Here is a 13,884-nt window from a genome sequence, read left to right as displayed (position 1 = left end):
CTTTTGCGGCGGATCTATCCTCTGCGATATTTTCGGCGGAATTTTGAGGAGACGACTCCTCTGCCGCGTCTATTTCTATGAAATTTTTAGGATCAGAAGTCCAGTCATTATTTTGCTTCGCAGCTTCTTTTGCCTGCGAAGCCGCTTTTTGCGCCGCACGATCCTTGGATTTGGACGCGTCCACGCGCTCGATATTTATCGCGCTGGATGCTAGCGTGTCGAAACTTACCTCATCGCCGTCGGTTAGGCTAGGATCGCGCTCGCCCAGCATTTCGTAGCTATACTCGACCCCGCCCGTGGCGACTATGACATTTTCGCCTCTGATAAATCCAATAAGTCTCATATACTAACATTCCCCGATTTTTTAATGAGAAATATTAGTCAAAATGAACTTAAAAAACGATTATTCTACGGTCACACTTTTGGCTAAATTTCGTGGCATATCCACATCATTGCCAAGTCTGACGGAGATTTCAAGAGCTAAAATTTGCAAAATTAGCATCATCTCAAAAAACTCGCTCATCGCGTGGCTCTGCTCGCTCGTTTTGATAAAATCATCCGCGATCTCGGGCTCTTCCGGACTGATAGCTAAAATATACGCATCGCGCGCGGCAAGCTCTTCGACATTGCTTTTTGTTTTTTCGTAGAGCAAATGCTTTGGCATCAGCGCAACCGTAAAGAGATTAGAATCGGCAAGAGCGATCGGACCGTGCTTCATCTCGCCGCTCGGATAGCCCTCCGCGTGCAGATAGGAGATCTCTTTGAGCTTGAGCGCGCCCTCAAGAGCGAGCGGATAGAAAATATCGCGCCCGATAAAGAAAAAGCCGTGTCCGTGCAGATAGTGCTTGCTCATGCGGTAAATTTTATCCTGCAAGCCGTCTTTGATCTTTAAAATTTGCGGGATATGAAGCATCGCCGAAATTTCAGCGGAATTCGTGCGCGCCGAGATGACTTCGCGCAGATTAGCAAGATACACGACGAACATCCATAGCACCATTACCTGCGTCGCAAAAGCCTTCGTAGATGCCACACCCTTTTCGATGCCCGCGCGGGTGAGGATCACGCTGCCTGCCATGCGCACGATTGAGCTGTTATCGACATTGCAGATCGCAAGCGTCCTAAGACCGGCTTTTTTAGCGATATGCAGCGCCTCTAATGTATCGGCGGTCTCGCCACTTTGCGAGATCACGATAAATAAGGAATTCTTGTTTAAAAATGGTTCTTTGTAGCGGAATTCGCTGGCAACTTCCACTTTTGTGCGGATTTTAGCGATGCGCTCGAAAAGATACGAGCTTACGAGCGCGGCGTGATAGCTCGTACCGCAGGCGCATAGCACGACCTCGTCGATACTCTCAAACATCGCCGGATCAAGCTCATCAAATTTTATCTTGCCGCCCTTTATTACGCGCCCCATCATCGCTTCGGTTACGACTTGCGCTTGCTCGTAAATTTCTTTTTCCATAAAAAATCTAAAGCCCTCTTTTTGCGCATAGCCTTTATCTTTCGGAAGCTCACTAAAGGCGCAATTATGCGGTTTAGAGTTTTTAAAAATGTCTATTTGTCCGAGCTTGGCGACGCCGTAAATTTGATCATCCAGATACGCAGCCGTATTCGCAAGCCCGATGAGCGGAGCGTCCGAGGAGCTAAAGAAAATTTCGTTTTTATCGTTTTTTGCGACGATGAGCGGAGCTGCGTTTTTAGCAAAGAAAATTTCTCCGGGTGCTGCCTTGGTGATCAAAAGCGTTGCGTAAGCGCCTTTTAGCCGTTTAATTGTGGCTTCATATGCCTTAAATGCGTCGTTACTAGCCTTGAAATTTTTTTCAAAAAGATGCACGATTACTTCGGTATCGGTTTGGCTTAAAAATTTCACGCCGTCCGCTTCGAGCTCATCTTTTAGCTCGATGTAGTTTTCGATGATACCGTTATGCACGACGAAGCTAAAATCCCCAAAATGCGGATGCGCGTTAAGCTCGGTAGGCTTTCCGTGCGTCGCCCAGCGAGTATGTCCGATAGCAACGCCAAAGCCTTGCGAAGTGAAATCTTTCATCTTTTCTTCGAGATTATTTAGCTTGCCGACCGCTTTGAAATACTTTATGTTGGCGCTCTCGTCCATCACGGCAAGGCCCGCGCTATCGTATCCTCGATATTCGAGTTCTTTCAGTCCGTTTATTATGATTTTTTTCTTTTCGGCGTTTCCTATGTAGCCTACGATTCCACACATTTTGCTTTCCTTGTTTAAAATTTGGCGCCCATTTTACTACGCTATTTTAAATTAACGAAATTCGGCTCTAAATTTAGTCCGCTTATTCGTTTTGTAAGCAAAAAATTATATAATTAGCACAAAATTTGGCTTGGGAAATCGATGGAAATTTTAGAAAAACTACAAAACGGCGAGAGATTAAATTACGAAGATGGCGTGAAATTATGGGATTTGGATCTTTTCGATCTGGGCAAATTTGCCTTTGCTATTCGCAAAGAAAAAAACGGCAAAAACGTCTATTTCAACGCAAATCGCCATATCAATCCTTCAAATTTATGCGCAGATACCTGTAAATTTTGCGCATTTTCGGCGCACCGCAAGAACGAAAACGCTTACACGATGAGCGATAATGAGATCATGCGTATCGTGGATGAGACGGTAGCGCGCGGCACGAAGGAGATTCATATCGTAAGCTCGCACAATCCGTTCGTTACGCCGCAGCAATATTTGGGAATTTTCAAAGCGATAAAGCAAAAATACCCGCTTCTGCACATCAAGGCGATGACCGCAGCAGAGATCGATTACTGGCGGAGAAAGTGGAAGATGAGCTACGAAGAGACGATAGAGCTGATGATGCAAAGCGGCGTGGATTCGATGCCCGGCGGCGGTGCCGAAATTTTTGACAAGGACGTGCGCGATAAAATTTGCAAAGGTAAGGTCTCAAGCGAGCAGTGGCTGCGTATCCACTCGCTGTGGCACGAGCGCGGGCGCCAGAGCAACGCTACGATGCTCTTTGGACATATCGAAAGCCGCGCTCACCGCATCGATCACATCTTGCGTATCCGCGCGCTGCAAGACGAGAGCCTAGCTCGCGCTAACGGCGGCGGTTTCAACGCTTTCATCCCGCTCGTGTATCAGCGCGAGAACAACTATCTGGACGTGAAGGGTTTTTTGGGCTCGGTCGAAATTTTAAAAACGATCGCGATTAGTAGAATTCTGCTTGATAACGTCACGCATATCAAGGCTTACTGGGCGACCTCGACGTTAAGCTTAGCCCTCGTAGCGCAGGATTTCGGCGCGGATGATCTTGACGGCACGATCGAGAACGAAAGCATTCAAAGCAGCGCCGGCGCCGGCAGCAAAAAAGGGCAGAGCAAGCGCGATTTTATCGATATGATCGGCACCGCAGGCTTTGTGCCCGTAGAGCGCGACAGCTTGTATAATCAAATCGAAATTTACGAATAAATTCTAAAGGAGGAGCAAGTGGAGAAATTCTTTCATCTCGCCGCGGCAAAAACGTCGGTAAAACAGGAGCTTATCGCAGGGCTTACTACGTTTTTGGCGATGATTTACATCGTGCCGGTAAACGCTAACATTATGAGCATCGCAGGTATGCCGTTTGATGCGCTGGTTACGGCAACCGCGCTTATTACGATAATCGCGACGTTATTTAATGGGCTCTTTGCAAATACCCCCGTTGCACTTAGCGTCGGCATGGGGCTAAATGCGTATTTTACCTTTGCGTTGTGCGTGGATGCGAAGATGCCGTGGCAGAGTGCACTTGGCATCGTAGCGATAAGCGGGGCGCTTTTTACGGTGCTTTCGTTTACGAACTTTCGCGTTTGGGTTATCAAATCTATCCCGCTTGATCTGCGCCGCGCAATAAGTGCTGGTATCGGGGCTTTCATCTGCTTTATCGGACTTAAACAGATGGGCGTCATCGCGCCTAGTCAGGCTACGCTAGTAACTTTAGGAAATTTAAAAGATCTAAACGTTTTGCTTGGAATTTTAGGCTTAGCGGTCGTGCTGGTGCTCTTCGTGCTTAGAATCAAGGCGGCGTTTATCTTAAGCATCTTGATTACTTCGTGCGTTGCGTGGGTGGCTGGAATTTCGCCCGCACCGCATGGCATAGTAAGCGCGCCAAGCGGCATAACGCCGATATTTGCTAAGCTAGATATCCCCGGAGCGCTAAAGCTCGCGTTCGTGCCTTTTATAATCACATTTTTCGTTACGCATCTATTTGATAGCATCGGCACTCTAACCGGCGTTGGCAATCGCGCGGGGCTTTTTGGAGAGAATAACAAAGACGGCATGAAAAAACTATCTAGAAATTTAACCTCCGATGCAATAGGTAGCGTCGCAGGCGCCGTTATAGGAACGAGCACGGTTACTGCATTTGCTGAAAGCGCGAGCGGAGTAGAAGCGGGCGGCCGCACGGGGCTTACCGCGGTATTTTGCGCTATATTTTTTGTACTGACACTGTTTATGTTGCCGCTATTTAAGGCGATCCCCGCAAATGCAATCTATCCGATCCTCGTAATGGTCGGGGTTTTGATGTTTAGTGAGCTTGGTAAGATCGATTATAGCGACGCGGGAATTCTAATCCCTGCGTTTTTTATAGTATTTTTGATGCCTTTTACCTACTCGATCACCAATGGCCTAAGCTTCGGCTTTATCGCTTATATCGTAGTTAGGCTCGCTCAGCGCAGGATAAAAGATTTAAATTTCGGCGTTTTGACGCTTGGCGCGATTAGCGTTTTAGTATTTTTAATGCATTAAATTTTAAGGAAAGATATGAGATTTTATAGTTTTGACGAGATGGATCGCGACGCAAGAGTTATAGCAAAGCAGGTTAGGGACGAATTTATGCCCGATGCAATCGTGGCGATCGCTAGAGGCGGGCTCACATTCGGTCATGCGCTAGCCAATGCGCTTGATATGCGGACGATATTTTCGATAAATTCCATCCACTACGCGGATACTAAAAAGCTCGACACCATCGACGTTTTCAACGTGCCCGATCTAGAGCTTTACAAACGCGTGCTGCTGGTGGACGATATCATCGACAGCGGCGACAGCATGGTCGAGATCAAGCGCGTGTTGCTGGAGAAATTTCCGCAAATAGAGCTTAAAACGGCGGTGATTTTTTACAAACCCAAGGCGCTCATCCAGCCCGATTTTAAAATTTCAAAGACGGATGAGTGGATAAATTTCTTTTGGGAAAATTATACGATAGAGGAATGAAGCGGCGCGCGGTTAAATTTAGCGGCTAAATTTTAAAGGATTCGGCGGCTTAAATTTTGTAAATTTCGGCTGTAAAATTTATGCCGTAAATTTAAAGTGCCCGCAGCAAGGATGAGAGTGAAGAAGCTTTATAAAAACGAAATTTTCGTAATCTCTATAATGTGCCTGTTTCAGGGCATATTTTTGCTTTATGCGATCTCAAATTTAAGCATCAGCTACTACGAGGCCGAAATTTTTTACGATAAAAAATCCCTCGTTTCGCTAATCGCAAATTTAAGCTGCGAAATTTTCGGGCGCAACGATTACGCCTTGCGTGTGCCGTTTATTTTGATCCACTTCGCAAACGCTGCGATGATCTATAAAATTTCAAAATTTATTCTAAAGCGCCGCTTCGATAGAGTGGTCGCTACGGCGCTATTTATGGCGCTTCCAGCGTCTATGAGTAGCGCGATCTTGCTAAATCCGGCGGGCATCATCGTTTTTTTCACGCTGCTGGCGATCTATTTTGCAAAGAGCGAATACAATATCGCGCTTTTCGTGCTTCTCTCCGCTTGCGCCCTGATCGATAGAGCGTTTTTTATGCTCTACGTAGGCTTTGGAATTTGGGCTCTTTATACGCGCAAAAAGGAGCTTTTGCTGCTTTGCATAGCGCTATTTAGCTTCAGCGTGATCTTTTACGACGTAAGCTCGGAGGGCAAGCCGAAGGGGTATTTTTTAGACACCGTGGGCGTTTTTGCGGGCGCGTTTTCGCCTTTAGTGTTTTTATTTTTCATCTACACGATCTATAGAATTTGGATCAAAGAAGAAAAAAGCCTGCTGTGGTTCATCGCTACAAGTGCGCTTTGTCTAACGATGCTTTTTTCGCTAAGACAACGCGTGCCGCTTGAGATGATGCTGCCGTATTGCGTCATCGCTACACCTTTGATTATCCGCGTGCTTTTTAACTCATATCGCGTCAGGTTGCCTAAATTTCGCACCTTTCACAAGATCGCCGTGGGTGTGACGCTGGTAAGCTTAGCGGTAAGCTATTTTGCAGTGATTTTTAGCGATGTGATGTATGAGGCGATGTTCGCAAACAAACCGCAGCGGCATTTTATCTATAAATTTGACGTAGCTAGGCAGCTGGCAAGTGAGTTAAAAAATCGCGGAGTAAAAAACGTAAGCTGCGAAGACGAGAGGCTCTGCCTGCGCCTGAAATTTTACGGACTGCCTAGCGGGGATAGCGCTTTTATCTATGCGGATGAGCCGGAATATGTCTCGGATCATAAAAATTCGATACAAAATATAGATATTTACAAGCGAGGCGTGCGAATTGCGAAATTTTATGTTAAAATATAAACAAAATTTTTATGAAAGGTAAAAATTATGAAAAAAGCATTTACTATGATAGAGCTGATTTTCATCATCGTGGTAGTTGGAATTTTAGCGGCGGTGGCAGTGCCTCAAATCAATCGAAACAGTTTAGTGGAGGCGGCGGATCAAGTCGCTGCTCATATTCGTTACACGCAGCAGCTTGCGATGAACGATAATAAATTCGATCCAGACGATCCGGATTGGTTTAAAAAACTTTGGAGAATTCAATTCAGTCAAACTACCGCCAAAGGAAGTGCCGAGGGTTGGACTTATACGGTATATTTTGATAGTAATGCAGATGGATCCCCGAACGGTACCGGAAATTTTACTAATAACGATTTCGCTGCAGATCCGCAAAATCCGAATAAATTTCTTACTGCAGGTTTTCAAGACCAATCTATCAACAAAGTAAAAGAAAAGCTAAATCCAAAGCTAAATCTTACTAAAACCTATGATATAAGAAATGTACAATTTTTGAATTGCGGAGACGGTAAAAATAGAACCATTGTCTTTGATTCCTATGGGCGCCCTATGGGGCAGGTGTCGGGTACTACCGAAGGTAGTGGTTCTAAAACGCCATACGATAAAATGTTTGTAGGTGTTTGTACGATCAGGCTTACAAATAACGCGGGCGAAACTGCCGATATAACCGTTCAACCGGAGACTGGATACGTAAGATACACGTTAAATTCTAATACCGGTACAGCCGCGCAATAGGACTAGTGGAATTTTAGTCAAATCTAAGCAAGCGCAAGGAGAATAATGAAAAAATATATAATGACGCCGATTTATTACGTAAACGACGTCCCGCATATCGGTCACGCATACACGACGATCATCGCCGATACGATGGCTAGATTTTACCGCCTGCAAGGACACGAGGTGTTTTTTAAAACGGGCACCGACGAGCACGGCCAAAAGATCGAAGAAGCCGCAGCCAAGCACGGCAAAAGCCCGAAGCAGTACGCAGACGGCGTGAGCGCTAAATTTAAAGACCTGTGGGACGAGTTTGGCATCAGCTACGATATGTTTTCGCGCACTACCGATGCCGCGCACGAGGTAGCGGTGCAAAACGTATTTCGCAAGATGTATGAAAAGGGCGACATTTATAAGGGCGAATACGAGGGTAACTACTGCGTAAGTTGCGAGAGTTTTTTCCCTTCCAATCAGCTAATTGACGGCGAATATTGCCCGGACTGCGGCAAAAAGACTAAAATTTTAAAAGAGGAGAGTTATTTTTTCAGACTTAGCGCCTATGCAGACAGACTTTTAAAATGGTATGAGGACGAAAAGTGCATCCTGCCCCTAGGCAAAAAAAACGAGGTAGTAAGCTTCGTAAAAGGCGGTCTGAAGGATCTTTCGATCACGCGAACGGGCTTTGATTGGGGCGTTAAAATTCCGCCCGAGCTAAACGATCCGAAGCATGTGATTTACGTATGGCTGGACGCGCTGATGGATTATCTTAGCTCGCTTGGGTTTTGCGCGGGCGGTGAGCGGATGGAGTATTGGAGCGACGCGCTGCACATCGTAGGCAAGGATATTTTACGCTTTCACGCCGTTTATTGGCCTGCGTTTTTGATGAGCCTGGGACTAAATATGCCGCGCAGCGTCGCAGCTCACGGCTGGTGGACGCGAGACGGCAAAAAGATGAGCAAGAGCCTTGGCAACGTCGTGGATCCGCGCGAGGTCGCAAACGCCTACGGGCTGGAGCAGTTTAGGTATTTCTTGCTGCGCGAAGTACCGTTCGGTCAAGACGGCGATTTTTCGCAAAAAGCGATTATAAACCGCGTAAATTCCGAGCTTGCCAACGAGCTTGGAAATTTGCTTAGCCGCATCGTCGGTATGAGCGCAAAATACTCGGATTACGCCATAAATTCCAAAGACGTGATGAAATTTTTCACCGCCGAGATCGAGGAAGCGAACTCCTATCTGAGCGCCGCGCTTAGCGCGCTTGAAGAGGTTGCTACCAATAGATACTTGGAGGAGCTTTGGAGGGCTCTTGCTCTTGCGAACGCTTCGATCGCGAAATACGAGCCGTGGAATTTGATGAAAAACGGCGAGCAGGCTAAGGCGCTGGCTCTCGTCGCATTGGTTGCAAATATTTTGGCTAAAATCGCCGTACTGCTAAGTCCCGCGATGCCGAAGACGGCGGCACGTATCGCAGACACGCTCGGCTTTGAAATATCCACTCCGCTTTATGAAAAGCTAGTACTTCGTGGCGAAATTTTAGATTTTAAGGCCAAGCCGTGCGAGCCGCTTTTTACCAAGATCGATCACGAGCTAATGCCTAAAGCAGACTATGACAAGCTGGATGGCGCTGCAAATTCTGCAAGCGGTTCGGGCACAGACGCTGCGGCAAAAGGTGCATTAAATTTAAACGCAAACGCTTCCGGTTCGGGCGCTACGGCGCAAGAAGCCCAAGGCGCGGCATCTGAAGCTCAAATCAAAATCGACGATTTTAAAAAATGCGTTATCAAAGTCGGCACGATTTTGGAGTGCGAAAACATTGAGGGCAGCGAGAAGCTGTTGCGATTTATGATCGATTTGGGCGAGGAGAGGCCGCGCCAAATCATAAGTGGTATCGCGAAATTTTACAATCCCGCCGCGCTTGTCGGCAAGCAGATCTGCGTGCTGGCAAATTTAAAACCCGCTAAAATTTTTAAACATAGCAGCGAGGGTATGATTTTAAGCGCCGAGGACGGCAGCCTTACGCTGCTTAGCACACTCGCGCCCGTAAAAAACGGCGCGATCGTAGGTTAGCGATGAAGGCTTTAGCGCGCAAGGCTTCGAAGCTCGCTATCTGCGGTGCGGCTGGGCTCTGCGCGCAAAAAAGCGGCGCTTCGGATAAAATTTTAAAGCTTTGCTGCAACTCCTCCCTTGCCGCAAAGATCGGCGCGGGCGGGCTTGTATGCGCGGCATCCTTAGCACTGAAGCTCGGCGCAGGGGTTGCTTTAAAATTTGCGGCGCGTAAAATTTTAACGCTAGGCATTTGCGAGCTGTCGAAGTCTGCCGCTTTAAAATGTGCAAAGTTCGGCGCGCGCGCGGTCGCGCGCTCATTTTCACGCACCGATAAATTTACGGACGAGCGCACGAAAAAATATGCGAGCGCGGATGGTGAGAGCTCTAAAGCAAGCGCCGCGTCGCGCAGAAAACGCACGGCAGATGTTTCTAGCGCGAATGTTAAAAAAGACGCCTCACTTTCCAAAAGTGCCTTTGCTAAAAAAAACACAGCGACAAAAAGCGCGCCCGTAAAAAAATCTCCGCTTACTAAAAAACCTGCACCTATCGCAAAAACCACATCGACCGCCAAAAGTATCGCAGCAAGTGTAGTCTCTACATCCACGGCAAAATCGCCATCTGTCGCAAAATCGGCGTCCGTAAAAAGCGCCGCGCAAAATAAAATTTCCGCAGCTAGCGCAAAAGTAATGCCAAGCAAAAGCACCTCTCAGAACGCGAAATCTCGCCGCATCGCAAAAGATACTATTATGCTTGCTGTGATCGCCGCAAAAGACGCCGCCGCGTCCGGCGTAAGTTCCGCATCTACCGCAAAGCAGCCGCGCCGCGCCGCAAAGAGCGCGCCTGCCAAAAGCTCCGCCGCAGGAAATTCGTAATGATAAATTTATTAAATTTAACCCGCATCGTAAACGGAACGATGCTGAATAATCCCGCGATCTCCGCGGTCGAGAGCTTTGCGATCGAGCCCGCAAAAGTCGCGAAAAAAGGCGCTTTCATCGCACTCGGCGCAAACGAGCGCGACGTGCGCACCGCGATCGATAACGGCGCGTATGCGATCATTTTCGATAACAATTTCAAGCCTCTCAACGACGAGATCGCCTTTATCAAAGTAGAAAATTTATGCTCGGCGCTCGTGCGGTTGATAAAATTTTTGGGCGAGACGTGGCGGCACGGCTTCGTGCTGATAAACGAGGTGCAAAGCGAGATCCTGCGCTACACGAGCGTGCCGAAAAATTTGATGTTTGCGCCGCGCAGCAAGGGCGAGCTTTTCATTAGCTTGCTGAACGCCAAAGAGAAAAATACCTATTTCACCGCCGACGCCGAGCTTTTGCAAAGCCTCGGCATCTCGCCCGTCCGGATCCCCGCGAGCGACGATTTTAGGCTGCTTTACGGCGGCTCGATATTTTACAGCAGCTTCGTTTTTGGCGGGATTTATTATTCAAACTTAATCTTTCCGCAGCTGTTTTTGCCCGAGCTATGCGGCGTGATCGAGTATCTCTCGCGCAAAAACATACCCTTTAAATTTCAAAGCTTAAGCGCATTCGGCCATTTCGAGCCGATTTTTGTGGATAGATTTTTTAACGTAAGCTCGCTCGGCGGCAGCTACCGCGCCTTTATCGCCGAGAGCGATCCTGAGCTTTTTGCGCGCGAGGCGGAGTTTTTGCGGGCAAAATTCCGCGAAAAGATTATCGTCTGCGCTAGCTGGGAGGACCGCTTGGACGGCGTTAAGATAGACTTTCGCTTCAATAAACTAAGCGCGCTAAAGAGCCTGCCCGAGTTTCACTACGCGCTGGTTTTTGCGGAAAAGAGCGCGATCTTGCAGCTTCTAAATCAAAAACCGCAAGAAAAAAATCTATTTTTTTAAAGGCGCAATATGCAGAGCTTTGATGAAATTTTAAACGGAAATTTTTGGATAAAGAGACTTTATGAAAACGGGCTATTGCGCGAGGTAAAGGAGCAGATAGGCACAGAGCTTGAGATAGCGCACGCAAGCTACATCGAGGTCAAAAAAGAGTGCTCGCAGGCGCTGCTTTTTACGAACGTGCGAAATGCGCAGGGCAAACAGATGCCGCCGGTGCTAAGCAATATTTTCGGCTCCTCCCCCGCTCTAAATTTAATCCTCGGCCGCGAACCTGACGAGATCGCCGCCGAGATTGAGAGCCTGCTAAAGCCGAAGCGCCCGCAAAGCTTTAGCGAAAAGCTTGATTTTTTGTCGCACTTAATCTCGCTGCGTAAAATTTTTGTAAAGCGTCTTAGCGGTCGCGGAGAGTGCCAACAGGTCGCGCATCTAGGCGCTGATGTCGATTTGGGCGAGCTTCCCGTTCTTAAGACCTGGGAGGGTGACGGCGGTGCCTTTATCACGATGGGGCAGGTCTATACGAAGGATCTGAACTCTCAAACGCAAAATCTGGGCATGTACCGCCTGCAAATTTACGGGCGCGACCGCCTGGGGATGCACTGGCAGATACACAAAGACGGCGCGGGCTTTTTCGACGAATACCGCAAAGCTGGGCGCAAGATGCCCGTATCCGTGGCGATCGGCGGCGATCCGCTCTATATCTGGTGCGGTCAGGCGCCGCTGCCGAAGGGGATTTTTGAACTGCTGCTTTACGGCTTTATCCGCCGCAGCCCCGCTCGCCTCGTAAAATCGCTTACGAATGAAATTTACGTTCCGGAGGGCGCGGACTACGTGATCGAGGGCTTTGTAGATCCCACCGTAAGCGAGTCGGAGGGGCCTTTCGGCGATCACACCGGATATTATACGCCGATAGAGCCCTTTCCGGTGATGGAGGTTAGTGCGATCACGCACAAGCGCGCGCCCGTATTTCACGCCACCGTCGTGGGTAAGCCGCCGCTTGAGGATAAATTTATGGGGTATGCGACCGAGCAGATCTTTTTGCCGCTGTTTCGTACGAGCGCGCCCGATCTGATTGATTATAAAATGCCCGAGAACGGCGTATTTCACAACCTAATTTTGGCTAAGATCGCCGTGCGCTACCCCGCTGCGGCTAAGCAGATCATGCACGTGTTTTGGGGCGTGGGGCAGATGAGCTTCGTAAAACACGCCGTTTTCGTGCCGCAGGACGCGCCGAGCTTGGATGAGTACGAAGCGCTTACGAAGTACGTCCTAAACCGCATAGGCGCGTGCAGCCTCGTTTTTAGCGAGGGTGTGTGCGATCAGCTCGATCACGCAAGCCCGAACTCCTGCTTCGGCGGCAAGCTCGGTATCGATGCGACGGCGGATTTAAGCTCGCAGGCGCCGCAAATTTTAAGCGATGAGGAGCTGCTAGCGAAATTTCAAAGCGAGGAGCCCGCTATTTTGGCGCTTAAGCAGCACTTTTGCGATACGAGAAACCCGCTCGTGCTGATAAACATAGACAAAAAAGAGCTAGTAGAGCGTAGCTGGCGGCGGATTTTGAAATTTAGCGAGCATTTTAAAATTTTGATTTTTACCGATGCGGGGAATGACGCGAGCAACCTCTATATGAGCGTTTGGCGCATCGTAAATAGCATCGATGCGCTGCGCGACGTGTTTGTGGCGCAGGACGATCGAATCTGCATCGATGCTACGAGCAAGCATGAGTGGGAGGGCTATACGCGCCGGTGGCCGCAGGAGACGCTCTGCAGCCGCGAAGTCGTGGCAAGCCTCATAGAGCGCGGCATCGTGCAGGATGAGCCCGAGCTATTTAAGAAATTTGAAATTTTTTGAGGGCGCGGGGCGAAATTTCGCGCGGATTTGAAATTTTAAAATTTATAGCTTTGGTTTTAGGTCGTGCGTTAAATTTAGATGAAATTTTGTCTAAATTTACGGGCCCTAAGCGATAAAATTTCATAAATTTTGCCGCCGCATGAGCGGTAAATTTCAAAATTTTAAAATTTCAAAAATTTTTATAACGGCGCAAAAGTCCGATATAGCGCAAACAGACGCAAATTGAAAGGATAAATATGATAGAGTGGATACAAAATTTTTTTAGCGGAGTGATTCCGAAGCTGCTACTAAACGCGACGCTGGAGACGCTGTATATGACCTTCGTAAGCACGGCTTTGGCGTTTATTTTAGGGCTCGTGCTTGCGATCGTGCTTATTCTTACGCGCCGCGGCGGACTGTGTGAAAACCGTATCGTCTACGCCGTGCTGGACGTCGCGATAAACACGCTGCGAAGCTTTCCGTTTATAATTTTGCTGATCGTGCTCTTTCCGCTTACGAAGCTTCTTGTGGGCGCGAGCATCGGCACCACTGCGGCGATCGTGCCGCTTACTATCGGCTCGGCGCCCTTTATCGCGCGGCTCATCGAAAGTGCGCTGCTGGAGGTCGATAGCGGCGTGATCGAGGCGGCGAAGAGCTTCGGCGCGAGCAAGACGCAGATAATCTTTCGAGTAATGTTCGTCGAGGCGCTACCTAGCATCATCGGCGCGATTACTCTGACGCTTATCGTCATCATCGGATTTACGGCGATGGCGGGCACGGTCGGCGGCGGTGGGCTCGGCGACGTGGCGATCCGCTACGGCTTTCAGCGCTTCCGCCCCGATATAATGGCATACACCGTCGTGATCCTGATCGTGCTCGTGCA

General features: G+C 48.5%; 13 protein-coding genes. 10 read left to right on the top strand and 3 right to left on the bottom strand.

Annotated features, from left to right (window positions below):
• The coding region (locus Q0369_RS01265; RefSeq protein ID WP_298094907.1) for a hypothetical protein at positions 1–343 on the bottom strand (343 nt) is incomplete at its 3' end.
• Positions 344–403: 60 nt separating this feature from the next.
• Positions 404–2,221: a glutamine--fructose-6-phosphate transaminase (isomerizing) gene (gene glmS, locus Q0369_RS01260; RefSeq protein WP_298094904.1), complete on the bottom strand. Its 1,818-nt coding sequence runs from the start codon at positions 2,219–2,221 to the stop codon at positions 404–406.
• 141 nt (positions 2,222–2,362) lie between these two features.
• Here glmS and mqnE point away from each other — a divergent pair, with 141 nt between their 5' ends.
• The 9 genes from mqnE to Q0369_RS01215 all read left to right on the top strand — a co-directional run bounded on the left by mqnE (position 2,363) and on the right by Q0369_RS01215 (position 13,022).
• On the top strand, positions 2,363–3,445 hold the full coding sequence (gene mqnE, locus Q0369_RS01255; protein ID WP_298094902.1) for an aminofutalosine synthase MqnE: 1,083 nt from the start codon (positions 2,363–2,365) through the stop codon (positions 3,443–3,445).
• An 18-nt stretch (positions 3,446–3,463) separates the two neighbouring features.
• Positions 3,464–4,759, top strand: coding sequence for an NCS2 family permease (locus tag Q0369_RS01250; RefSeq protein WP_298094899.1), 1,296 nt, complete (start codon positions 3,464–3,466; stop codon positions 4,757–4,759).
• Between the two features lie 15 nt (positions 4,760–4,774).
• Positions 4,775–5,224: a phosphoribosyltransferase gene (locus Q0369_RS01245; RefSeq protein ID WP_005871628.1), complete on the top strand. Its 450-nt coding sequence runs from the start codon at positions 4,775–4,777 to the stop codon at positions 5,222–5,224.
• A 111-nt stretch (positions 5,225–5,335) separates the two neighbouring features.
• Entirely contained in the window at positions 5,336–6,562 is a 1,227-nt protein-coding gene (locus Q0369_RS01240; RefSeq protein WP_298094896.1) for a hypothetical protein, read from the top strand.
• Positions 6,563–6,589: 27 nt separating this feature from the next.
• Complete coding sequence (locus Q0369_RS01235; RefSeq protein WP_298094893.1) at positions 6,590–7,294, top strand: type II secretion system protein; 705 nt, start codon at positions 6,590–6,592, stop codon at positions 7,292–7,294.
• 45 nt (positions 7,295–7,339) lie between these two features.
• Positions 7,340–9,337 (top strand): methionine--tRNA ligase, encoded by a 1,998-nt coding sequence (gene metG, locus Q0369_RS01230; RefSeq protein ID WP_298094890.1) that lies wholly within the window; start codon positions 7,340–7,342, stop codon positions 9,335–9,337.
• Between the two features lie 2 nt (positions 9,338–9,339).
• Positions 9,340–10,188 carry a hypothetical protein gene (locus tag Q0369_RS01225; RefSeq protein WP_298094885.1) on the top strand — a complete coding sequence of 283 codons (849 nt, stop codon included), beginning with the start codon at positions 9,340–9,342 and terminating at the stop codon, positions 10,186–10,188.
• Positions 10,188–11,177 carry a hypothetical protein gene (locus Q0369_RS01220; protein WP_298094881.1) on the top strand — a complete coding sequence of 330 codons (990 nt, stop codon included), beginning with the start codon at positions 10,188–10,190 and terminating at the stop codon, positions 11,175–11,177. Before Q0369_RS01225 ends, Q0369_RS01220 begins: the two co-directional genes overlap by 1 nt.
• A 9-nt stretch (positions 11,178–11,186) precedes the next feature.
• Positions 11,187–13,022 (top strand): menaquinone biosynthesis decarboxylase, encoded by a 1,836-nt coding sequence (locus Q0369_RS01215; protein ID WP_298094876.1) that lies wholly within the window; start codon positions 11,187–11,189, stop codon positions 13,020–13,022.
• Here Q0369_RS01215 and Q0369_RS01210 read toward each other — a convergent pair.
• A complete protein-coding gene (locus Q0369_RS01210; RefSeq protein ID WP_298094873.1) occupies positions 13,000–13,146 on the bottom strand; it encodes a hypothetical protein in 147 nt (48 codons plus the stop codon). The genes Q0369_RS01215 and Q0369_RS01210 overlap by 23 nt on opposite strands.
• A gap of 112 nt (positions 13,147–13,258) precedes the next feature.
• Here Q0369_RS01210 and Q0369_RS01205 point away from each other — a divergent pair.
• The coding region (locus Q0369_RS01205; RefSeq protein WP_298094868.1) for a methionine ABC transporter permease at positions 13,259–13,884 on the top strand (626 nt) is incomplete at its 3' end.

Source organism: uncultured Campylobacter sp., assembly GCF_938030685.1.
Lineage (GTDB): Bacteria > Campylobacterota > Campylobacteria > Campylobacterales > Campylobacteraceae > Campylobacter_B.
Note: the sequence above shows the minus strand (reverse complement) of the source record. Positions and strands in the feature narration are given on the sequence as shown.

What these genes read in the sequence shown, in the direction of transcription:
- Q0369_RS01215 (WP_298094876.1), top strand. Translation starts at nt 11,187, where the DNA reads ATGCAGAGCTTTGATGAAATTTTAAACGGAAATTTTTGGATAAAGAGA.
- Q0369_RS01220 (WP_298094881.1), top strand. Translation starts at nt 10,188, where the DNA reads ATGATAAATTTATTAAATTTAACCCGCATCGTAAACGGAACGATGCTG.
- glmS (WP_298094904.1), bottom strand. Translation starts at nt 2,221, where the DNA reads ATGTGTGGAATCGTAGGCTACATAGGAAACGCCGAAAAGAAAAAAATC.
- Q0369_RS01240 (WP_298094896.1), top strand. Translation starts at nt 5,336, where the DNA reads ATGAGAGTGAAGAAGCTTTATAAAAACGAAATTTTCGTAATCTCTATA.
- Q0369_RS01210 (WP_298094873.1), bottom strand. Translation starts at nt 13,146, where the DNA reads ATGAAATTTTATCGCTTAGGGCCCGTAAATTTAGACAAAATTTCATCT.
- Q0369_RS01245 (WP_005871628.1), top strand. Translation starts at nt 4,775, where the DNA reads ATGAGATTTTATAGTTTTGACGAGATGGATCGCGACGCAAGAGTTATA.
- metG (WP_298094890.1), top strand. Translation starts at nt 7,340, where the DNA reads ATGAAAAAATATATAATGACGCCGATTTATTACGTAAACGACGTCCCG.
- Q0369_RS01235 (WP_298094893.1), top strand. Translation starts at nt 6,590, where the DNA reads ATGAAAAAAGCATTTACTATGATAGAGCTGATTTTCATCATCGTGGTA.
- mqnE (WP_298094902.1), top strand. Translation starts at nt 2,363, where the DNA reads ATGGAAATTTTAGAAAAACTACAAAACGGCGAGAGATTAAATTACGAA.
- Q0369_RS01225 (WP_298094885.1), top strand. Translation starts at nt 9,340, where the DNA reads ATGAAGGCTTTAGCGCGCAAGGCTTCGAAGCTCGCTATCTGCGGTGCG.